The sequence below is a fragment of the Pseudomonas sp. PDM26 genome, from assembly GCF_019219185.1.
In the GTDB taxonomy this organism is placed as follows: Bacteria; Pseudomonadota; Gammaproteobacteria; order Pseudomonadales; family Pseudomonadaceae; genus Aquipseudomonas.
In genome coordinates this window covers 20,724-42,893 of the sequence record NZ_JAHUWC010000021.1, presented here as the reverse complement: position 1 = coordinate 42,893, position 22,170 = coordinate 20,724, and the positions used below count along the sequence as shown (strand labels likewise).

The following is a 22,170-nucleotide window of genomic DNA, read 5'->3' as shown; positions in this document are numbered from 1 at the left end:
GACGGGGGCAAGCCCCCTCGCCACAGGTAAGTGGTCCTGGCCACAGATTTTCATTCGCTTCAGAAGTTCTTGAGTTCGCTCTAATGAACATCCCTCCCGGTTCGTTTAGCACTGTGAGCCTGTTTATTTTTGGAGACTACCGCCTATGGCACTGCACCCGGACATCGAGGGATTTCTAGAGCTGGCCGAGTTCGGCCGTCTCAGCGGCAAAAGCCAACCCATGCATGAGCTGAGCCCCGCAGAAGCGCGGCAGCAGTTCGAACAGACTTCACAGTTGCTCGATGCGCCGCCAACGGGGGCGTTGACGGTGACGGCGGTCAGCATTACGGCGCGGGACGGGCACTTGCTGAACGCGCGGCTGTACACCAAACCGCATTCGGACGCGGCACCGCGCCCGGTGTTGTTGTACTTCCATGGCGGCGGCTACGTGGTGGGCAGCCTCGACTCCCACGACACCCTGTGCCGGCGCCTGGCGCTGGCCGGGGAGTTTGCCGTGTTGTCGGCGGATTATCGCCTGGCACCGGAACACCGTTTTCCCACCGCTTACAACGATGCCGAAGACATCACTCGTTGGCTCGCCATCACCGGTGCCAAAGGGCTGGGGCTGGATGCGAGACGGATCGCACTGGCCGGGGACAGCGTCGGCGGCAGCCTGGTGGCATCGCTGTGCATCGCCATTGCCCAGGACCCATTGGGTTGGCCGCTTGTACCGCGCCTGCAAGTGTTGCTGTACCCGGTGATCGATGCGGTAAAAAAGCGCCCGTCTCTTACGCGGTTCGCCGAAGGCTATCTGCTGGAAGCCACCACGCTGGAGTGGTTCTACCAGCAGTATCAACGCAGCGAAGCCGACCGCAACGACTGGCGATTTTCGCCGCTGTACGCCGAGCGCCTGCAACGGCTGACGCCCACCATCCTGTGGCTGGCCGAGTACGATCCATTGCTCGATGAAGGCCTGGCCTGGGCCGAGCAACTGCGGACCGGGGGGCAAGCCGTGGTGCTGGAGGTAAAGTCCGGCATGACCCACGACTTTGCGCGCATGGGCGAAATGGTCCAGGAAGTGCCGGGGATGCTGGCGCAACTGGCGGCGCAGATCGGCGAGAGTCTGGCCTGACGCATAGCGTAGTGTCAGCGACGCCGTCCCCCTGTAGGAGCGAGCCTGCTCGCGATGGCGGTGCGTCAGACACATCAATTTTGAATGTGCTGCCGCTATCGCGAGCAGGCTCGCTCCTACAGGGGGGACGGTGATCTGGAGATTGTGGTCAGGGCGGATCAAGCCGGTCCAGCGCCCGATTCACCGCCAGTTCCCCCAGCATGATCACCTGCGCAATCCCCAACAGCGCATTGCGACTCGTCCCCTGCAGATGATCCACCAGATCGTTGGCCATGACATTGGCCGACGCCAGCGATTCGCAGGCATGCACCAGCAGGGTTTCGGTACTGAGTTCGGGGTTGACGATGAACATCGTGCCGGGTGTACGCGGGGTGGCCATGATGTTGGGTCCCGGACCGAGGGCGCGTTCGGCGGCTTCGTGGAGTTGTTTTGAGTCGGGGCTTTCGTACGGGGAGGCCGGATCGGAGTCCGGCGGATTTGGTGTGGGCTTGAACATGGATGGTAAACCTCTCAGTTGAGTCGCAACCTGTCTCGCTACTAAACGGAAGGGTGGCGGCTGTACGCAAGTTAGTAGACCGGATTACCACCCAAATCCGGCGCGCCCGAAGGTGCCATGCGCACAGCCACCATCAAATGCAGGCGGACACCTGATTGAAGGACGCTTATGCAACCGATTTTGGATGGTAAGACGGGCTACTAAACCCGATCACTGGAAATCAGTGACCCGAACCAAGTTACCGACCACCCCCAAGGCGCACAAGCCGGCGGATTCTGGCGTACCTGTAGGCAACGGTGCAAGGCGTTGTGGCTTTCACGAAGTAACCTGTAGGCCGCTTAAACAAGTGCTGCAGAGCGGTATTCAACCTGCTGTAATGCCTTACCAAAGTGCGATAAAAACTTTGGAAAATGCCAGGAAGAATCCTACGTAACTTTGCGGTTGGCCGTCGGAAGTCCGGTGCTTACGATCCAACGCGCTATGAACAGCTGGTCCGGCAAATGACACTTCATCTTGCCAGTGACGACAGCGATTCCGGAGGTCAATGTGAGCGCCGAGCTTTCCACCACCGCCTCAGAAGTTGAGACTGACGAACATGCCGCCAGCTATGACCGCTGGTTCCGCACCAAGGTGCAAGCTTCGCTTGACGGCCCGTACCCGAACGTCCCGCATGATCAGGTAATGGCTGATATGCGAGCTCTTCTCGAATCAAAGTCCAATGGACACGATGGTGTTTGAGTTGTGATGGCTGCGCGGTCCACCGTCTCACTATCACTACTTCGACACTCGGCTCAAAACTGCTAAATTCACCGCTCGATTGGCACGACAAGGAATGTTCGTTCATGAAATTTGGCTACCTGATCATCTACGTCAAGGATGTAGAGGCCTCTCTCAAGTTCTTCTCGACAGCCTTCGGGCTCAGCGTTCGGTTCATCCATGAGTCCGGCACCTATGGCGAACTGGAAACCGGCGAAACCGCGCTGGCATTCGCCGCCGATGAACTGGCCGCATCGAACTTCAGCACTGGTCATGTCCCGGCGCACTCATCCCTCAAACCGTTAGGCATCGAAGTCGGTCTGGTGACCGAGGATGTCCCGGTGGCTCATGCCAAAGCGATCCGAGCAGGCGCTAGCGAAATCGCCCCACCGAGTACAAAACCCTGGGGGCAAACCGTGTCTTACGTTCGATGCCCTGACGGAACGCTGGTTGAGCTGTGCACACCCATAAACGCTACCGAGAGTGAGTCTTGAAAGCCGGGCGCGAAGCGAACCATGCAGATAAGTCTGGCAGTAACCTGCAAGTGGTCACGTCAACAGACCCATTGGCGATATTTAAAATCTCAGGGATTACGCCGCAAATCCGGGAGTTGGAAACGGAGGCCGTTGCAGAAGGCTTCAGGTTCCTCACCCGGTTGATTGCGGAGTGGGAAAGCGGCGCCAATCGATTCGATCAGCAGGGTGAGTGTCTTTTCGGGGCGTTCCATAACGGGCGACTGCTAGCCATTGGCGGGCTCTCGTGCGATCCATTTGCCGGGCCAGACACAGGAAGATTACGGCGGGTATACGTCGCACGTGCATCAAGGGGCCAGAACGTGGGTAAAGCGTTGGTGCAGCAACTGCTGGAGTTGGCGTGTGAGCATTTCCGCGTTGTGCGACTGTCCACGGACACACCCGAGGGCGCTGCTTTTTACCTTCGCTGCGGGTTCCGGCCGATACAGGATGATTTTGCGACGCATATGAAGTCATTGGTGGATGTGACATAGCCAATGCGAACTCACCGGCCTGCAACTGCACCTTTCCGAACATCACGGCGATGCCAGCCCGGGCTCGACGGTATTCGTGCCCATGAAAAGCATCGAACTGCTCAGGGACGAATTGCAGGGCAAGCTCTACGGCTACGGACGCCCGGATATTGTTCAGCAGGGCTGGAGCAAGGAGTTGCAAGTCTACGGCCCGTTCGGCAACCGGATTCGCTTCTGCCAATACTGATCCGGCGGTGCGGACCGGGGTGACCCGGTCCGCTTCAAGGCACAACGATTCGACCTCGCTCGCACCGATTCAAGCTGTGCTTTAATCTGAAACCTTCAATCAGGAGATCTCGGAATGGAACCCAGCATCGCCCACGTTTCTCGCTTCCTCGTATCAGGTCTGACCGTACGTACGATGAATCAAGATGAATCCCGGAAGGAGAGTGCGAAGATCCCCGGGCTGTGGGGGCAGTTCTTTGCCAGCAGCGTTGCCGAGCAGATCCCGGACCGTTTACCCAACGCACCTGTTGTTGGTGTGTACTCAACTTATGAGTCTGACGCCAACGGTTTGTACAACGTGACGGCAGGTGTGCCCGTGAATGCGACGAGCGCGGACTTCGACAGCATCGAGATTCAGGAAGGCAAGTATCTGGTTTTCGAAGCCCTTGGCCCAATGCCCGCTGCGGTCATTCAGGCCTGGGGGGATATCTGGAACTACTTTGAACAGCATCCACATGTGCAACGTCGTTACGCCACGGACTTTGAAGCGTATGGCGGCCCTGACGAAGTCCGGATTCATATTGGCGTTGTGGCATAAACGCTGAACGAAACATGTGGCTTAAATCTTGAGGATCAACACGGCATGACCACACAGGACACTTCGCTTCAAGACATCGCCGCGCCTGAAGGCGTTTGTTATGGCTGCGGCAGCCAGAACCCGCACGGGCTGCACATCAAGAGCTTCTGGCACGAAGACGGGGTGCATGTCATGGCGCAGCATTTGCCGGATGACAAGTACTGCGGCTGGCCGGATCTGGTTTACGGCGGTTTGATTGCGATGCTGGTGGATTGTCATTCCAACTGGGCCGCAATGGCTTATCACTACCGGGCGGAACAGCGCGAAGCGGGCAGCTTGCCCCACATCACCTGCGTCACCGGCAACCTGGGCATCAAGTTCATCAAGCCCACCCCGATGGGGGTACCCCTGACACTGCGTGCCAAAGTCGAGGGCGATGTCGGGCGCAAAAGCCGGGTCATTTGCGAGGTCTTCGCCGGGGATGTCCTGACCGCTGTCGGGGATTCCGTTTTTGTCCGCGTCGATACCGGGCAACTCAGGGCCGAAGCGCACAGCCATACGTCGCAAGCAGAAAACGGAACCGGGGCGCTGTAGGAGCGAGCTTGCTCGCGATGGTCGTTAACGATAACGCGTGTTTACTGGCTAAACGCAGCGCTCTTGAATGCATCGCGAGCAAGCTCGCTCCTACAACGGCCCGGTTTTTTTTGCGGATGAAGCTTTCAGCCATCAGTACTGCGCGCGCAGGCTCAGGGTCAGGGTGCGCGGGTCGCCGTAGAAGTTGGTGCCCCAGGAGGCATCGACGCGGTCGTAGTACTTGCGGTCGAACAGGTTGTTGGCCGTCAGTGTCGACGACAGGTGTTGGTTGAACTTGTAGCCGACCTGCGCCGTGGCGACGGCAAAGCCGCCTTGCTGGAACTTCACGTCACGCTGGAAGTAAGTGTCGCTGACCACACGCACGCCACCGCCGACGCTGAAGTCCTTGAGCGAACCGTCGGTGAACTCGTACTTGGTCCACAGGTTGTAGTTGTGCCTGGGCGTGATGGTGCTGAAGGTCTTGCCTTTGTTGGCCGCATCGCCGTCCAGGAACTTGGTGGAGGTGTAGGCGTAACCGGTGACGATGCTCCAGTTCTCGGTCAGGTTGCCGCTCAACTCGGTTTCCCAGCCCTGGCTGCGTGCCTTGCCTTCGGTCATGTAGGCACCGGAGGTGTTGTCGTATTCGGCGCGGTTTTCATCGTAGATACGGAAGGCGGCGAGGCTGGCGTTCAGGCGTCCGTCGTAGAATTCGCGCTTGAGGCCGATCTCATATTGCTTGCCTTCGCGCGGGCCGACCGGCTCGCCATTTGTTCCGATTTCACTCTGCGGTTTGAACACGCCGGTGTAGCTGAAGTAAGTCGACAGTTGCGGGGTGATCTTGCCGATGATGGCGCCGTACGGTACGACCTTGCGGTTGATGCTGGTGTGGGCTTCGCCGAAGTTGTTGAAGAAGGCGTTGGCGTTCTTCGCGTTGCTTTCGTACCAGGTCACACGGCTGCCGCCGATGACATCGAGCCAGTCGGTGACGTTGAACTTGGCACGGGTGTAGACACCGTACTGGTCGGACTTGGACCAGTTGCCGTTGACGTGCGCATAGTCGTTGCGGGGAATGTCGATGCTGCCCGGATCGAACACGTTGATCGGGAAGTACTCGCCGCCGCCGTAGGTGAAGTCCCTGTCCAGGTGCTGATACTCGGCGCCCAGAGTGAACTCGTGACGGCGATTGGCGAACTCGAACGGCGTGGTGACGAAACTGTCGACGCCGATGGTCTTGATGTGGGTGTAGTAGTCATAGGCCACGGCCGAGCTGTCACCGGTGGCCGGGTCGACCGCGCCGTCGGCCCAGGTGAAGTTACGCTGCGGGGTTTCGGCGTCGCGGTAGGTCAGGGTGGTCTTGAACTGACCGCCGTTGTCCAGTTCGTGGTCGAGTTCGGCGAAGGTTTCCCAGACTTTTTCGTCGAGGGTGTTCCACTTGGCATCGACGAAGGTCGAGCGCGGTACGTCGAGCAATCTGCCGTCGGCGTAGGCCGGCAGGCCGAAGGCCGGGGTGGAGTGGTTCTGCTGGTAGGCACCACCGACCGACAGGGTGGTGACCGGGTCGAGGTCGAATTCCAGGCGACCGTAGACCATCGGGCGTTCGTTCTGCGCATAGTTGACGAAGGACTTGTTGTTCTCATAGGCGGTGATGAAGCGACCGCGCACGGTGCCCTGGTCGTTCAACGGGCCGGTGACGTCCACCGAAGAACGGTAGCGATCGTAGGAGCCGGCGGCCAGTTCGCCACCGAGGGCGAATTGGCTCAGGGCGCGCTTGCGCACCACGTTGATCGTACCGCCGGGTTCACCCGCGCCCTGGTACAGGCCGGACGGGCCGCGCAACACTTCGATGCGGTCGTACATCGCCAGGTCGAAACTGGTGGCCATGTCGCCCTGGCCGGTGGGTTGCGAGACGCCGTCGACCTGCACCTGATCGACGAGGAAGCCGCGCATGAAGATGTCATTGAGGCTGGAGCCGGAGTTGTAGGTCTTGACGGTCACACCGGTGACCTGACGCAGGGCGTCCTGCAGGCTGTTCAGGTTCTGGTCGTCCATGCGCTGGCGCGTGACGACGGACACCGACTGCGGGATGTCCTTGACCTTGATGTTGCCTTTGCCGATGGTCACTTCATCGCTGGTGTAGGAGTGCGTGCCTTCAGTGGTCGGCCCCAGCGCCACGCCGGTGATGGACGTCGCACCCAGTTGCAACGCACTGGAATCACCGGCCGATGGCACCAGCGACACGGTGTTGCCATTCAACTGAAAATTGATGCCGCTCCCCAGCAGCAAGGTTTTCAGTGCCTGTTCCGGTTCCATGTTGCCGGACACCGCCGTGGACTTGATGCCGTCGACCATGTCCTGGCTATAGAGAATCTGCAGGTTGGTCTGCTGGCCCAGTTGGCGCAATGCACTGGCCAGCGATTGAGCCGGCACATTGACGCTGACCGGGGCAGCCTCGACCTGGGACGTGCCCAGCAGCAGCAACAGGGTCAACAGCGCGCCCGGCACGACCGTTCGGAGTTTCTTTTGCCGTTCGATGGCTAATGCCAGCGGTGCGCGGGACAGAGTAAGGCTTTGCATTGCTCGAATCGCTCCAGAATGGTGTGTGCAGTTTATAGTTAATGATAATTATTATTAGACGTACCACTTTGGCTAAACCGGAAAACAAACTCCAAAAAAACAATGATCTGCGCGCGGCAACCACCGTCAGGCGGTCGCGCGCTCGGTGACGACCCGGCCCGATTCCATGCGCACCAGTTGATCGGCCATGTCGAAATAGCGGTCGTCGTGGGAGATGACGATGATGGTCTTGCCCAGGCGTTTGAGGTCCGGCAGCAGCTCGGTGTAGAAGATGCGGCGGAAGGTCGGATCCTGGTCGGCGGCCCATTCGTCGAACACCAGTACCGGGCGTTCTTCGAGCCAGGCATTGACCAGCGCCAGGCGCTTGCGCTGGCCGGTGGACAGTTCGGTGGTGGTGAAACTGCCGTCCCGAACGCTGACCTTGTGCGCGATCTCCAGCCGTTGCAGGTATTTGTTGGCATCTTCGGGGATGTGCTGGTCGCCCTGCACCACGTCATCGAACAGGTAGTAGTCGGCAAAAATCGTGGTGAACAATTGGCGGTAGTCGTCGCGATTCTGCGCGTCGATGCGCTGGCCGTTGAGCAGGATTTCACCCTGTTGTGGCGTGTAGAGGCCCAGCAGCAACTTGATCAGGGTGGTCTTGCCGCAGCCGTTTTCGCCGACGATGAAAATGATGTCGCCTTGCTCGATGGTCAGGTTCACCGGGCCCAGGCGAAACGCATCGCTGCCCGGTGCGGCGGGGAAGGCGTAGCTGACGTTGTCCAGTTGCAGACGGTTGACTACGGTCGGCTGGGTGCCTTTGTCGTTGAGCAACAGGTGCGGTTCGGGGGAGGAAAACTGGCTGGACAGTTCGGCGATGCGGCGAAAGGCAATGCGCGCGCGACTGACGATCGGCAAGGTGCTGACCAGATGCTCGATCGGGCCTTTCATGTACAGCAACACCAGCACGAAACCGCTCATCACTGCCTTGTCGGCACTGGGCCAGAACGATTGCAGGGCCAGCGCCAGGCCGATGACCACGAAGAACAGCATCGAGCCCAGGGTCTTGGCGATTACGAAGGTGTTGATCGAACGCACCTGGGTTTTACAGATGAAATCGGCGGTGCCCTGAATGCCCGATTCGAACATGCGTTGGCGACGCGGGCGGTGGATGCGCAATTCCTTGGCGCCGCCGGCAATGGCGTTGTAATGCTTTTGCAGATCGTCCTCGGTGTCGCGGGCGGCCATGAAACCCTGGATGCCCTTGCCCTGCGCGTAGAACTGGATGCCGGTGCCGATGGCAATCGCCAGCACCATTATCAGGAACATTGGCCACGACAACATCGCCAGGTAGCCCATGCAACCGAGGGTCACGGTCAGGGAAATCGCCAGCGGCGCGAAAGCGAAAGCGAAGTCGCTGATGGTGTCGACGTCGTGGGTCAGCACCGGGATCAGCCGATGGCTGCGGTAGCGCTCGATCTGCTCGATGGGCGCCGAGAGTACTTTCTCCCCCAGCGTTTTGCGCAGCCTGGCAATGACGTGCTGGCCGACGTAGTTGGTGCCGATGTCCGAACAAATCGAACTGCCCAGGGCCAGCAGGCACAGGCCGCCGAACAGCGCGACCACGCCTTGGGTCAGGCCGTGCGGCGAATGCAGCGCGTTGTTGATGGTGGCCAGCAATACCGTCACGCTCAGGCCACCCACCATGCCCAGGACAATGGACGCGGCAACGATCAGTCGAAACGGTTTCAACAGGGCCAGTAATTCGCCGATGGCGCCTCGGGCAGGCTGGGACATGGCAGGCAGTTCCTTGGGTCGTAAGGCAGATACCCAGTAGAACGTCTGATGGAGGGCTTAATTTAAACGGTGGGCGACTGGTGGCGGGGCTCGGTTCGCTGACAGGTAGGAGCGAGCCTGCTCCGGGCGGCGTTCCGACGATGGCGGACTATCAATCAACTTCTATTGCGACAGGCAGACCGCTTTCGCGAGCAGGCTCGCTCCTACAAGGGGTACGGGGATGTCAGAGGTTGGGTGTCAGGTCGCGCACGACACGGAACCCGATCCAGTCGCCACGGGTTTGCGGGTCGATGTCATTGCGGTTGCCCGAGCGGGAAAACACCGGCGCTTCGCCCCAGTCGTTGCCACGGATGCGCAGGGTGTCGCAGTTCGGTTCGGTCCAGGCGCTGCCGTCGGTGGGCGCGCCGACGTAGTCCGGGTGGTAGCAATCGGCGATCCATTCATAGACGTTGCCATGCATGTCGTACATGCCGAAGGCATTCGCCGGATAGCTGCCCACCGGTGAGGAATAGCTGTAGCCATCGGTAGGGCCGTAAGTGTTGGCGTGGGTGGCGATGCTGTACTCGGTGCCGGGGTCGAACGGGAAGGGAAACGGCCCGGTCGATCCGGCACGGGCCGCGTATTCGCGCTGGGCCTCGCTGACGATGTGGTAGTGCTGGCCAGTCTTCATTGACAGCCAGGCGACGTAGGCGCTGACCTCTGCGAAGTTCATGCACACCGCCGGCTGACGCGGGTCTTGGGGGTAACTCGGCTTGCCGTTGGTGCACGCGCGGCCGGGGCGGGTATCGCCATTGGGCAGAGTGATCCCGGTTTCCTTCATGTATTGGTTCCATTCGCCGGCGGTGATCTGGTAACGGCTCATGGCGAAGGGTTTGTCGAACGTCACCTCATGCATCGGGCCCTCATCAGGCTCGCGGCCGACTTCGCCTTCCGGGGTGCCCATGGTGAAGGTGCCGGCGGGCAGCACCACCATTTCCGGGCAGTTGCGGCAATCCTTGAAGACCTTGCCGGGCAATGGCGCGGTGTAGGCCTGGGCGAGGCCGGGCAAGGCGCTGCCGAGCACGGCCAACAGCGTCAGGGCGCCGAGTTTTTTCAGGGTGCTTTTCATATTGGCTCTCGCTCAGTCAGACCTGGTTGGCCAGCAGTTCCATCAGGCGGTCGACGTGCGCTTCGGTATTGAGCAGCCCCGGCGACACACGAATGATCGGCCCGACATCACGGTCGACGGCATCGCACACCACGCGCTGATCCATCAGGTAATTGGCGACTGCTTCGCAGTCCCGGTTCTTGATGCGGAAGAAGGTGAAACCCGCGGAATATTCAGGCGACAGCGGCGTGACCAGCTCCACCGACGGGTGTGCCTGCAAGCGTTTTTTCAGGTAGCTGTTGATGTCGTGAATGCGCGTCGCGACCTCGGCCTTGCCCAGCTCCAGGTGTAACTTGAAGGCTTCGGTCAGCGCCCAGCGGTGTTCGAACGAGTGGTAGCCGCCGTAGGTCATCACGGTGGAGAACCGGGTAGCTTCGGAGAAGGTCGGGATGGTCGGCGTCACGTCCTTGAGCTCGTCGGAGCGGGCGCAGATGATCCCGGTGCCCCGTGGGCCGAACATCCATTTGTGGGTGCCGGCGATGAAGAAGTCGCAGTGCATGTCCGGGAAATCGACGTTCTCCACACCGAAGCCGTGGACGCCATCGATCACGTAGAGGATGCGGTCCTTGTCGGCGCGACCACGGTTTTTCTCGGCCACCAGTTTGCCGATCTCGCCGATGGGCAGCTTCACGCCGCTGCCGGAATGCACCCAGGTCATGCCGAGTACGCGGGTTTCAGGGCGGATATTGCGTTCAATCGCGGCCAGCACTTCGGCGGTCGAGACCTTGTACGGGTCTTCGAACAGTTTGATCTTGCGAACCTGGGTGCCGTCTTTCTGGGTGCGGTATTCGAACACGCTGTTGGCGGCGTAGTGCTCGTGTTCGCTGGTGAGGATTTCCTGGTCCGGGCGCACGTGGATGCCGGCGTAGATCATTGCCAGGCCTTCGGTGGTGCTGCCGGTCAGGGCGATTTGCGACGGCTTGGCCTTCAGGTAACGGCCGGCCCACACGCGCACCTCTTCTTCGCGGCGTTCGGTTTCGCCGCGATGCCAGTCCATGGCCAGGCCCGGGTTGCGATCCAGATTGGCGCGGTGCATTTCGATGGCGTCGCGCACAGGCAGCGGGTGCGAGGTCACCAGGAAGTTGGCGAAGTGCAGGTAGTTCGGGTCCTGGGTGAACAGTTGGCGCAACTGGTCCCATTTGTCCTTGGGCAACGGCGCGGGGCTGGCGGCCAGTGTCGGCAGGTTCACGGCGGAGGCAAAGGGAATGCCGGCCGTCAGAATGCCGGCCTGCTTGAGGAATGAACGACGGTTGGTCATGGTTCGGTTCGCTTTGGCAAAAGGAAAAAATCAGTTCTGGACCACAGGCCGGGAGGACTTCTGCACCTGGTCCCAGACCCGCAGGAAGTTGCCGCCCCAGAGCTTGGCGATGTCGGCTTCACTGTAGCCGCGGCTGATCAGTTCGGCGGTCACGTTGCGGGCTTCGCTGACGTCTTTCCAGCCGTCGAGGCCGCCGCCGTCGTTGAAGTCGGAACTGATGCCGACGTGATCGATGCCGATTTTCTTCACGGCGTAATCGATCGCATCGCCGTAGTCCTTGAGACTGGCCTTGGGTTCTTCGTCGAGGATCGAATAGAGCTGGCTGGCGTATTCGCCGAAACGCTGTTCGGGCCAGACGGTGATCACCGGATCGCCCGGCATCAACGCCATTTCCAGGCCTTGCAGCGGTTGCAGGTCGAAGCGCGCGCGCAGGGCGTTGAGTTTGTCCTGGGTGGCCTGGCTCAGCGGGCGGATGTAAGTCGGGAAACCGACAATCTGTACCACGCCGCCGCTGTTCTTGATCAACTGCATTTCCGTGTCGCTGAGGTTACGCGGGATGTCCACCAGCGCCCGCGGTGCCGAGTGAGACGCCACCATTGGCGTGCGGCTCAATTGCGCGACCTGCTCCAGGGCCTTGGTCGACATCTGTGACACATCGATGATCACGCCCAGGTCGTTGAGGCGCTGCACCGCTTGCTTGCCGATGTCCGACAGCCCGCCCAGGGCATCCCGGGAATCGTTGAAAAACGGCAGCGGCCGCGACGAATCGGCCCAGGCGTTGTTGCCGACATAGCTGAAGCCGAACATGCGCATGCCGCGCGCGGCCCACTTGTCCAGGGCGTTGAGGTCATTGCCCAGCGGGTAGGCGTTGAGCATGCTGATGAACACCGCGAACCTGCCTTCGCCGTGCAGGCGGCGGAAGTCGTCGGGGGTGTAGGCAATGGCCACCTGGTTGGGGAAGTCGCGGACCATGGCGGTGATGATCTTGTAGCGGGTTTCCTGCTCAAGGCGGGCCTCGTCGACAAAACCAGCGGTAGGGCGATGGGGCGCATTGGGGCCGTTCCAGATTTCCGGCCAGCCGAAGATCGTCAGGGCTGCACCGGACAGGCGCCCGCGCCCGGTCTTGACCAGGTCGAACTGGCCTTCGCCGTCCTTGTCGGCTTCGTTGCCGGCAGTGCCGAAGTCCATGGGCACGGTGATGTGGCTGTCGAACGAGAGGATGCGCTCCTGCAGTTGATCGGCCTGTTTCATCACCTTGACCGGGTAGCCGGGGTTGTCCCTGAACCCGTAATCCCAGGCCGCGAAGCCGGCACCGGCACTGATTGCCAGGGCCAGCGGCAGGCCGATGAACAGAGCCTTTTTCGAACGTGGTTTTGTCATTGCCGTCTCAGTCAGGTTCGCCGCCCCGGATCAGGCGCAGGGGCCTTTGCTATCTGGGGGGAACGAGTGGCCGCTTAAGGAATTTAGTGTCTGTACCGGCCTCTTCGCTGGCAAGCCAGCTCCTACAGGGGATCACGCAATCCTGTAGGAGCTGGCTTGCCAGCGAAGCTCTTAAATTCTGCGGTGCAACAAACGTTCTAGCTTGGATAAAGCCTGCTCCATGGCTGACACAGGTAGGGCAATGACGATTTCTCGACGATGGTTCCTCGCGGGTCTGGCGCTGACCGGTGCCGCCGTGCCGGCGGCGTATTACGGGCATCGCGAACTGACGAAAGCGGACCCGACGATCACCCCCGGCGAAGCCTCGTTCGAGGTGGCGGATGTTGCTGGCCAACGTTTGGCAGATACCTTGCGCGGGGTCTGGCAGATTCGTTTCGAAGGTCGTGACGCCGGTATCGAAGGCTTGCCGCTCGAAGGCCTGGAAGTGTTTCTCGACATTGGCCACAAGGGGCGTGGCGTCGTGGGTTTTCTCGACACCGGCGAGCGATTGCGCTCTGCCGAAGAGCCCCGCTACCGGGTGCTCGGCGATCTGTCCGGAGCCAACCCGAAGCAGTTGGGTTGGCGACTGCTGGGTGCCAGCGGCTGTTGCGATTACGAATTCGACATGACCCTGGACGAGGTCTGGGCCGGTTTCGGCAACGCCGGCAGCGGCAGTCTCAGTGGGCGGGTGCTGGACCTGAATCGTCCACTGATGCTCACGGCGCAGGACAATCGATTCATTGCCGTCAAACGGGTATTCCCTGAAGCACGGGAACGCACCGGCCTGAATCCGACCCTGCTCGCCTGGCTGGTGTCCCCGGAACATCGGCTGTTCCACCAGCTCTGGCATGCCTCCCGGGACAAGTGGCACAAGCTGTCCGAAGACCAGCGCGGCGCCTTGCGCGGGCTCGGCTGGCAGCCCGGCCCGCGGGACCAGGAGCGCGATGCCCGTGGTGAGCGCAAGGATCGCAATGGTTCGGGCGTGGATTTTTTCTTCATGCACCGGCACATGCTCGGCACGGCGCGCTCGATGCAGCACCTGCCGTCCTGGACGCACTTCCCGTTGCCGCAGCCGGAGCTGGCGCGGGACCGGCCCGGCTTTGCGCGTTACTTCGACAACCACGACGGCACCGCTTTGCCGCCCACCTGGCTGGCCGAGGACGATGACGAGTACACGCAATGGGTCAGCGACATCAAGACCGGCGAGACGTATCACAGCAATTTCCAGGTCTGGGAATCCCGCTACCGCGACCCGCGTTACCTGTCGACGCTGACCCTCGGCCAGTTTGGCTCTGAGGTTGAACTGGGGCTGCACGACTGGCTGCACATGCGCTGGGCCTCGGTGCCGCGTGATCCGGCCAATGGTCAGCCGGTGCCATTCGCCCGGGATCCGGCGGACTTTTCCGCGCGCTGGTTTGCAGCGGAAAACGATTTTCTCGGCGACCCGTTTTCTTCTCATGTGAGCCCGGTGTTCTGGCATTTCCACGGATGGATCGACGATCGCCTGGAAGACTGGTTCCGCGCCCACGAGCGTTTTCATCCAGGGCAGGTCAGTCGGCTGCAGGTCAACGGCGTGCAATGGTTCGCGCCGGGACGCTGGGTCGAGATCGATGATCCGTGGCTTGGCCCGAGCACCCATGGCTGCAGCACCACGCCGGGGTTGCAGGTGGGCAAGTCGGTGGAAATGGACCCGGAAACCATGAAGCTGGCGCTGCGCATCACCTTTGGCGAGGACGAGAGGAAGCTGAAGGATCTGTTCCGCAAAGTGCCGCAGCGGCCGTGGTATGCGCGCAATCTGAAGGCCAAGGCATAAAGCCAAAGATCGCAGCCTGCGGCAGCTCCTACAGGTTATGTGTCGTGCGCAAATGTGCGGTAGACATCGCCTTTGTAGGAGCTGCCGAAGGCTGCGATCTTTTGATCTTCAGCGCGTCTGCCACCCACCCCCAAGCGCCTTGTACAGGGCAATACTCGCTTGCATCCGCGACAGCCGCAGTTGCACGTTCAAATCTTGCGCCGCATACAGCGTGCGCTGGGTTTCGAGTACCGTCAGCAAGTCCTCGGCCCCGGCCTGATAACGGCTTTGCGCGATGTTGAAAGCGGTTTGCGCCTGGCTCAGTTCTTCACTCTGCCACCCGCGTTGCTCATCCAGTCCGTGAATGCTGTTGAGGGCTTTTTCGACGTCGGCGAAGCCATTGATGATCGCACCGCGATAGGTCTCCAGCAGTTCTTGCTGGCGCGCCGTGGCCTTGTCGCGCTGGGCACCGAGGCGACCGGTGTTGAACACCGGCGCGAGCAGGCCGGCGGTGAGGTTGTAGAAGGGGCTGCGCAGCATATCGTCAGCCCGGTCGGCTCCGGAGCCGAGTTCGGCGGTGAGGGTCACGGTCGGTAGCATCGCGGCCCGGGCGACGGTGACGTCGGCCTGGGCGGCGGCCAGTTGCGCCTCGGCCCGGGCAATGTCCGGGCGACGACTGAGCAGCAGGCTGGGCACTCCGGCGTCGATCGCAGGCCAGGTCAGTTGATCGAAGCGTTCCTGGCCCAACGACAGCGCCTGAACCGGGCGGCCGAGCAGGGCGGCGAGGCTGATTCGCGCATCCTCGGCCTGTTGCTGCACCAGCGGCAGCTGGCGATGCTGCGCCGCCACCAGGCTTTTTTGCTGCGCCAGTTCCAGGGCCGTGGCCGAGCCCGAATCGAAACGGGTCTGCACCAGCTTCAACACGCTTTGGGCATTGGCCAGATTCAATTCGGCGATGCGGCTTTGTTCCTGTAACGACAAGGCTTGCGCGTAGCCGTTGGCCACGCCGCTGAGCAAGGTCAGCTCCACGGTGGCCTGATCGAACTCGCTGGCTTTCAGTCTGAATTGCGCACTGTCGCGGCCAGCCCGTTGGCCACCCCAGAAATCGATTTCGTAGCTGGCAGTCAGGTTCGCCGTGAAATAGTCGACGGCGTCGTTATCGCTGTCGGCATCGAGCTGACTGTAGCCGCTGCCGCGCAGCAACTTCTGGCGATTGGCATTGAATCCAGCCTTGACCTCGGGCAATTGCGAGCCGCCGGCAATCACCGTATCGGCCTGAGCCTGGCGCACTCTGGCGATGGCCGCGGCCAGGTCGTAACTGCCGAGCCGCGCCTGTTCGATCAGGCGACCCAGTTGCGGGCTGCCGAAGCGGTTCCACCATTGTTGGTTGTCATAAGTGACGCCGGCGGTGTGCGGCGATTGCCAGGCGGCGGGCGGCTGGATGTCGCTGTCGGGGCGCTGTGTCGGGCTGCCGCAGGCGCTGAGCAACAGGCACAGGGTCAACACACTGAGTGGCGGCTTCATCAATCGATCATTCACTGGTAAGGGCCGTGACCGGGTCGAGTCGGGCAGCCTTGCGGGCCGGCATGTAGCCGAAAACGACACCGGTGACCAGGGCGCAGCCGAAGGCGCCCAGCACCGCTATCAGGGAGAACGCGACAGCGACTTCGCTGAAAATCAGCACGCCGCCGACGATCAGCGCCAGGGCGATCCCGGTGAGGCCGCCCACCACCGAGAGCATCACCGCTTCGGTGAGGAACTGGCGCAGGATGTCGCGCTGGCGGGCACCGGTGGCCATGCGGATACCGATCTCGCGAGTACGCTCGCGCACGGTCATGAGCATGATGTTCATCACGCCGATCCCACCCACCAGCAGCGAAATCGCTGCAATCGAGCCGAGCATCAGCGACAGGGTGTTTTGCGTGCGCGCCTCGGCCTGAATCATCGCCGCGTTGTTGGTCAGCTCGAAATCATGCTTGCCGTCGTGCAGGCGCAGCATCAGTTGCTCGATGGCTTTTTCGGTTTCCTTGACCTTGCGCGCGTCGGCGGCGGCGATGGCGATGTACTCGGGATTGTGGCTGCCGAACAGGCGCACACTCGCGGCGGAGTAGGGGATGGCGATGCGGTCGTCGCTGTCGGAATCGCCCGAGCTGGCGCCTTTTTCCGCGAGCACGCCGACCACTTGGAAGGGGACGTTTTCAATCAGTATGTACTGGCCGATCGGGTTGGCCACGTCCTTGAGCAGCTTGGTCCGCACCTTGTGCCCGATCACCGCGACCGCCGCGGCGTTCTGCTCATCGGCGTGGGTGAAGTAGCTGCCTTCGACCACCGGCCAGTTGAAAATCGCCGGGAAGTTGGTGTCGTTGCCGCCGACGTAGCTCAAGTGATCGAGGTTGCCAAAGCGCACCCCGGCCTCCTGGCCGTTGACCGGCATGATCCGCATCACCTGGGGCAAACTGGCAATCGCCGCGACCTCATCGAGGGTGACGATGCCCATGGGCGTGCGCGGGTTGGGCGCCGAGCCGCTGAGGTAAATGATGTTGGAACCGAACGCGCCCATCTGCGCCATCACCTGGCGCTTGCTGCCTTCGCCGACGGCGAGCATCACTACCACCGAGGCCACGCCGATGATGATGCCGAGCAGGGTCAGCGCGGTGCGGAACTTGTTGATCCACATCACCCGCCACGCCGCGTGCACGGCATCGACCAATTCGCCTTTCCAGGCGCCGGTGGCTTCGGCGCCTTCGCTCAGGCGCTTGCGCAAATCGACGGCTTGCAGGGCACCGGGGTTGGCCGAGTTCTGCGCGGCGGGATTGCCCTGGGCGCTGTCGCTGATGATCAGGCCGTCGCGGATCTCGATGATGCGCTTGGCCCGGGCCGCCACTTCGCGGTCGTGGGTGATAAGGATCACCACGTGGCCCTGGCTCGCCAGTTCGTCGAGCAGGGCCATGACCTCGGCACCGCTGTGGCTGTCGAGGGCGCCGGTGGGTTCGTCGGCAAGGATGATGTGGCCGCCATTCATCAACGCGCGGGCAATCGACACCCGCTGCTGTTGTCCGCCGGAGAGTTGATGGGGGCGGTTGCCGGTGCGCGAGGCCAGGCCGAGACGGTCGAGCAGGGCGGCGGCGCGGGCGTGGCGTTCGGCGGCCGGGGTGCCGGCATAGATGGCCGGCATTTCGACGTTTTCCTGGGCCGAACCGGATGGAATCAGGTGGTAGCCCTGGAACACAAAGCCGAAGGCTTCACGGCGCAGCCAGGCCAGTTCGTCGCTGTCCAGGGCGGCGACGTTTTCCCCGGCGAAGCGGTATTCGCCCGAGGTCGGGCGGTCGAGGCAGCCGAGGATGTTCATCAGTGTCGACTTGCCGGAGCCGGAAGCGCCGACAATCGCCACGAACTCCCCGGCATGGATCGACAGGTCGATGCCACGCAGCACGTGGACTTCAGGCGCGTCGCCACCACCGTAAGCTTTGCGGATGTCCGAAAGGTCGATCAGGGGCGTGTGCATTCAGCCGCCACTCCCGTCGACCGGGCCGATCAACAGGTGATCGCCTTCTTGCAGGCCTTCGAGGATCTGTACCCGCAGGCGATCGCTGATGCCGGTACGCACGTTGCGTTGTTCGATGCTGCCATTGCTGGCGACCACTTGCGCGGTCTGTCGGTCTGTCTGCGGGCCGGCCTGCAGGGCGGCGATGGGCGCGGTGAGCACGTTCTGCGCCTGATTGGCGACGAAAAACACCTGGGTGGTCATTTCCGCCATCAGTGCGTTGTCGGCGTTGTCGACGTCCAGCAGCACGGTGTACAGCACCACGCGGGCACTCCCGCTTTTGCTGGTGCTGGCGGGGCTGCCGCCGCCCTGGCTGGTCTGGTCCAGCGGCTTGGGCGGGACGGGGAGGATTTGCCGCACGGTGCTGGTCCAGCGCCGGGTGCCGCCGCTCAGGGTGGTGAACCAGGCGTGCATGCCGGGTTTGACGTGGCCGATGTCGGCCTCCGAGACCTCGGCCCACACGGTCATCGGCGACAGTTTGGCGATGCGCAGGATCAGCGGCGTTTGCTGCTGGGCGTTGAGGGTCTGGCCGACCCGGGCATCCAGCGCCACTACGGTGCCGGCCATCGGTGCATAAATCCGCGTGTAGCCGAGCTCCGCCTGGTCGCTGCGCAGGCTGGCTTCGGCCTGGCGGATCTGCGCCTGGAACATGTCGACCCGTGCCTGGGTGGCGCGCAGTTCGGCCTGGGCGGTCTGCACGTCTTCTTCACGGGTGGCGCCGCCGGCGGCGAGGTTCTGTTGGCGCTGGTATTTCTGCCGGGCCAGGTCGTGCTGCGCCCGCTGTTCCTGCAGCTGTGCCTTGAGGTTTTCGATGGAAAAGCGCCCGGCGTCGAGTTTGGCCTGTTGCGTGGACGGGTCGATTTCCACCAGCAGCTGGCCTTCCTTGACCAGATCGCCGACTTCCACGTGGATCTTGTGGATCTGCCCGGAGGCCTGGGCGCCGACGTCGACATAGCGCCGCGGTTGCAGGGTGCCCAAGGCCGTGACGCTGCTTTCAATGTCGGCGCGGCTGACCTGGACGGTGACGAGCCCGTCGCGTCCCGGCGGAATGAACTGCCAGGCGGCGACGGCCACCACGGGGATCAGACAAAGTGCTGCAAGCAGGGCGCGTCGGGTCTGTCGGGGACGTTTCATGCAGGGTTCCGGCCTAGGGAAAACGGCCCGTCGTTCAGCGACGGGGAAACCGGGGCGCAGACGGGGAGCTGTCCTGTAAACGATGAGCCGGGCACGTAATTTAGGCGACGACACAAACCACTGTAGGAGCGAGCTTGCTCGCGATGGTCGTGAACGATGATGCGTACTTTCTGATTTAACGCGTCGTCCTTGCGACCATCGCGAGCGAGCTCGCTCCTACAGGGGGCGAGACAAATTACCGGGCAAGTTGATGCAGTACTTTAAATCTATATGAGAATTACTATAAATTACGCGACTCAAATTGCCACTATCTTGCTACTGCGTAATTCAGCGGTCGCCGGAATGGCTCAAGGACAGAAACCGCACCCCCGTGCGGACGGGAGTCATGTTGGAAAACTACTATCGCGAGCTGGTGTGTTTCCTCAACGCCAGGCTGGGCAACCGTCAGGTGGCCGAAGATGTGGTGCATGACGCTTATCTGCGCGTGCTGGAACGGACCAGCGATGCGCCGATCGAGCAGCCCCGGGCATTCCTCTATCGCACCGCCCTCAACCTGGTCATCGATGACCACCGCCGCAACGCCCTGCGTCGAGCCGAACCGCTGGACGTGCTCGACAGCGAGGAACGCTACTTCACGCCGTCGCCGCACAAGGTCCTCGATCACGGTCAGCGCCTGGACATGCTCCAGCGGGCCTTGGCGGAGTTGCCACGGCTGTGCCGCGAGAGCTTTCTGTTACGCAAGATCGAAGGCCTGTCCCATCCGCAGATTGCCGACCAACTGGGCATTTCCCGGGCAATGGTCGAGAAGCACATTGTCAATGCCATGAAGCATTGCCGTGTGCGGATGCGACAGTGGGACGCCCAGTGATCCTGTACGGTTAAATTTTTTTTCACGGTCCTCGTTCCTACTCAACAGACGACCTGTTGTGCGGCCCAAGGCCTGTCAGGTCACTTAGGTTCAATGCCCCGCGTTTGAGGGGAACATCCAGAGGACACTGGACATGACACAGGCAATTGCAGCGCCCCTCGTTCACGACCTGATCGGCGTCGGCTTCGGCCCGTCGAACCTGGCACTGGCCATCGCGCTGCAAGAGCGCGGGGCGAGCCAGGGCAACCTGGATGTGCTGTTTCTCGACAAGCAGGCCGACTACCGCTGGCACGGCAACACCCTGGTGACCCAGAGCGAGTTGCAGATTTCCTTCCTCAAGGACCTGGTGACCCTGCGCAATCCGACCAGCCCTTACTCGTTCGTCAATTACCTCAAGGCCCACGGACGCCTGGTGGACTTCATCAACCTGGGCACCTTCTATCCGTGCCGCATGGAGTACAACGACTACCTGCGCTGGGTCGCCGGGCAATTCACCGCGCAAAGCCGCTACGGCGAAGAAGTGCTGACCATCGAGCCAGTGCTGCACAACCATCAGGTCGAAGCGTTGCGGGTGATCTCCCGCGATGCGAGCGGGCATCAGCAGGTGCGCACCACCCGTTCAGTGGTGGTCAGCGCCGGTGGCACGCCGCGCATTCCCGAAGTGTTCAAGGCGCTCAAGGATGACGGCCGGGTGTTCCACCATTCCCAGTACCTGGCGCAGATGGCCAAGCAGCCGTGCGTGGACAACCGGCCGATGAGCATTGCGATCATCGGTGGCGGGCAGAGCGCGGCGGAGGCCTTCATCGACTTGAACGACAGCTTCCCATCGGTGCAGGTGGACATGATCCTGCGCGGCTCGGCACTCAAGCCGGCCGACGACAGCCCCTTCGTCAACGAAGTGTTCTCGCCGGAATTCACCGACCTGGTGTTCCTGCAACCCGACAGCGAGCGCGAACGACTGGTGAACGAGTACCACAACACCAATTACTCGGTGGTGGACATCGATCTGATCGAGCGCATCTACGGCATCTTCTACCGGCAGAAAGTCTCGGGCATCGCTCGTCATGCGTTCCACACTCTGACCACCCTCTCAAAGGCCACCGCCAACGAACGGGGCATCGAACTGGTGTTGCGCAACAACGCCACCGGCGAAGTCTCGGTGCGTCACTACGACGCCGTAGTGCTGGCCACCGGTTACGAGCGGCAGATGCACCGCAAGTTGCTGGCACCGCTGGAAGAGTACCTGGGTGATTTCGAGGTCGATCGCCACTACAAACTGATCACCGATGAGCGCTGCAAGGCCGGCCTCTACATGCAGGGCTTCTGCCAGGCGAGCCATGGGCTGAGCGACACCTTGCTGTCGATCCTGCCGATTCGTGCCGATGAGATTGCCGGCTCGCTGTATGAGCATGGCAAGCATCGCGGGCATGGGCGGTCGGTGGTGGATTTGTTGTTGGCGACGGCGAGCTGATATCGAGTTGACCGTCAAAAGATCGCAGCCTCCGGCAGCTCCTACATTGGGATGGCGTACACCCGTAGGAGCTGCCGAAGGCTGCGATCTTTTGCTGAGGACCCCAATCCTGAACCCTTCCTGAAGATCTCCGAGATTCCCCCGGCAAGCTTTTGTATCGGGTTTACTCGCCAAACATCGGGGCGTAAGCTTCGCGCGTTTTCATCCATTACGGAGACCCACAGTGGGTACTTGTTCGAGTGACAGTTGTCGGCCGGTCCCGGTAACCGGCATTTTCTCGGCAAGATAACGCGCAGTCTCCTGTGCCGTTGTCTCGCCGACAAGCGAGCAGCGGCATCCTGATCATGGCCAGTCCGGGCCATGTCCCGACGTCCCTCTCATCGACGCTGAACAGTGCGTGGTTTCGACTTTTTGTCGTGGCCGCCGCTCTATCGACACGCCTGTCATTCGTGACCGGCGCGCCA

18 protein-coding genes and 1 pseudogene are annotated in these 22,170 nt (G+C 61.7%); 10 read left to right on the top strand and 9 right to left on the bottom strand.

The genetic code is table 11. The annotated features are described in order from the left end of the window. Positions 1-145: 145 nt before the first annotated feature. Positions 146-1,111, top strand: a complete 966-nt coding sequence (locus KW849_RS29855; RefSeq protein ID WP_218433483.1) for an alpha/beta hydrolase — start codon at positions 146-148, stop codon at positions 1,109-1,111. Positions 1,112-1,259: 148 nt separating this feature from the next. Here the strand turns inward: KW849_RS29855 and KW849_RS29850 are convergent, their stop codons facing one another. Next, positions 1,260-1,607: a DUF6124 family protein gene (locus tag KW849_RS29850; protein ID WP_218433474.1), complete on the bottom strand. Its 348-nt coding sequence runs from the start codon at positions 1,605-1,607 to the stop codon at positions 1,260-1,262. 546 nt (positions 1,608-2,153) lie between these two features. Here KW849_RS29850 and KW849_RS29845 point away from each other — a divergent pair. The 6 genes and pseudogenes from KW849_RS29845 to KW849_RS29820 all read left to right on the top strand — a co-directional run bounded on the left by KW849_RS29845 (position 2,154) and on the right by KW849_RS29820 (position 4,744). Continuing rightward, positions 2,154-2,345, top strand: coding sequence for an antitoxin (locus tag KW849_RS29845; protein WP_218433472.1), 192 nt, complete (start codon positions 2,154-2,156; stop codon positions 2,343-2,345). A gap of 104 nt (positions 2,346-2,449) precedes the next feature. After that, entirely contained in the window at positions 2,450-2,857 is a 408-nt protein-coding gene (locus tag KW849_RS29840) for a VOC family protein (protein WP_218433470.1), read from the top strand. A gap of 50 nt (positions 2,858-2,907) precedes the next feature. Then, on the top strand, positions 2,908-3,369 hold the full coding sequence (locus KW849_RS29835; RefSeq protein ID WP_218433610.1) for a GNAT family N-acetyltransferase: 462 nt from the start codon (positions 2,908-2,910) through the stop codon (positions 3,367-3,369). A 13-nt stretch (positions 3,370-3,382) separates the two neighbouring features. Then, positions 3,383-3,595: pseudogene (locus KW849_RS29830) on the top strand (glyoxalase superfamily protein); the annotation flags it as partial. A 114-nt stretch (positions 3,596-3,709) separates the two neighbouring features. Then, on the top strand, positions 3,710-4,171 hold the full coding sequence (locus KW849_RS29825; protein WP_218433468.1) for a GyrI-like domain-containing protein: 462 nt from the start codon (positions 3,710-3,712) through the stop codon (positions 4,169-4,171). Between the two features lie 45 nt (positions 4,172-4,216). After that, on the top strand, positions 4,217-4,744 hold the full coding sequence (locus KW849_RS29820) for a PaaI family thioesterase (RefSeq protein WP_218433466.1): 528 nt from the start codon (positions 4,217-4,219) through the stop codon (positions 4,742-4,744). A gap of 132 nt (positions 4,745-4,876) precedes the next feature. Here KW849_RS29820 and KW849_RS29815 read toward each other — a convergent pair whose 3' ends face one another. The 5 genes from KW849_RS29815 to pvdM all read right to left on the bottom strand — a co-directional run bounded on the left by KW849_RS29815 (position 4,877) and on the right by pvdM (position 12,858). Continuing rightward, positions 4,877-7,297 carry a TonB-dependent siderophore receptor gene (locus KW849_RS29815; RefSeq protein WP_218433463.1) on the bottom strand — a complete coding sequence of 807 codons (2,421 nt, stop codon included), beginning with the start codon at positions 7,295-7,297 and terminating at the stop codon, positions 4,877-4,879. A gap of 126 nt (positions 7,298-7,423) precedes the next feature. Continuing rightward, positions 7,424-9,073, bottom strand: a complete 1,650-nt coding sequence (locus KW849_RS29810) for a cyclic peptide export ABC transporter (protein ID WP_218433454.1) — start codon at positions 9,071-9,073, stop codon at positions 7,424-7,426. 223 nt (positions 9,074-9,296) lie between these two features. Beyond that, entirely contained in the window at positions 9,297-10,181 is an 885-nt protein-coding gene (locus KW849_RS29805; protein ID WP_218433452.1) for a formylglycine-generating enzyme family protein, read from the bottom strand. A gap of 16 nt (positions 10,182-10,197) precedes the next feature. After that, positions 10,198-11,478: an aminotransferase class V-fold PLP-dependent enzyme gene (locus KW849_RS29800; protein WP_218433450.1), complete on the bottom strand. Its 1,281-nt coding sequence runs from the start codon at positions 11,476-11,478 to the stop codon at positions 10,198-10,200. Between the two features lie 30 nt (positions 11,479-11,508). Beyond that, positions 11,509-12,858: a pyoverdine-tailoring dipeptidase-like protein PvdM gene (gene pvdM / locus KW849_RS29795; RefSeq protein WP_218433448.1), complete on the bottom strand. Its 1,350-nt coding sequence runs from the start codon at positions 12,856-12,858 to the stop codon at positions 11,509-11,511. A 241-nt stretch (positions 12,859-13,099) separates the two neighbouring features. On the opposite strand from pvdM, the gene KW849_RS29790 reads away from it, so the two are divergent. Beyond that, positions 13,100-14,710, top strand: a complete 1,611-nt coding sequence (locus tag KW849_RS29790) for a PvdJ/PvdD/PvdP-like protein (protein WP_218433437.1) — start codon at positions 13,100-13,102, stop codon at positions 14,708-14,710. 108 nt (positions 14,711-14,818) lie between these two features. Here KW849_RS29790 and KW849_RS29785 read toward each other — a convergent pair whose 3' ends face one another. From KW849_RS29785 to KW849_RS29775, 3 genes are read right to left on the bottom strand one after another with little or no spacing between them, the layout of a single operon-like run. After that, positions 14,819-16,213, bottom strand: a complete 1,395-nt coding sequence (locus KW849_RS29785) for an efflux transporter outer membrane subunit (RefSeq protein ID WP_218433435.1) — start codon at positions 16,211-16,213, stop codon at positions 14,819-14,821. Between the two features lie 7 nt (positions 16,214-16,220). Beyond that, a complete protein-coding gene (locus KW849_RS29780) occupies positions 16,221-18,194 on the bottom strand; it encodes a MacB family efflux pump subunit (protein ID WP_218433433.1) in 1,974 nt (657 codons plus the stop codon). Then, positions 18,195-19,367 (bottom strand): efflux RND transporter periplasmic adaptor subunit, encoded by a 1,173-nt coding sequence (locus KW849_RS29775; RefSeq protein WP_218433424.1) that lies wholly within the window; start codon positions 19,365-19,367, stop codon positions 18,195-18,197. Between the two features lie 385 nt (positions 19,368-19,752). On the opposite strand from KW849_RS29775, the gene KW849_RS29770 reads away from it, so the two are divergent. Both KW849_RS29770 and KW849_RS29765 read left to right on the top strand, forming a co-directional pair. Beyond that, positions 19,753-20,235 (top strand): sigma-70 family RNA polymerase sigma factor, encoded by a 483-nt coding sequence (locus KW849_RS29770; RefSeq protein ID WP_218433422.1) that lies wholly within the window; start codon positions 19,753-19,755, stop codon positions 20,233-20,235. Positions 20,236-20,368: 133 nt separating this feature from the next. Next, entirely contained in the window at positions 20,369-21,706 is a 1,338-nt protein-coding gene (locus tag KW849_RS29765; RefSeq protein WP_218433420.1) for a lysine N(6)-hydroxylase/L-ornithine N(5)-oxygenase family protein, read from the top strand. The last annotated feature ends 464 nt before the right edge of the window (positions 21,707-22,170 follow it).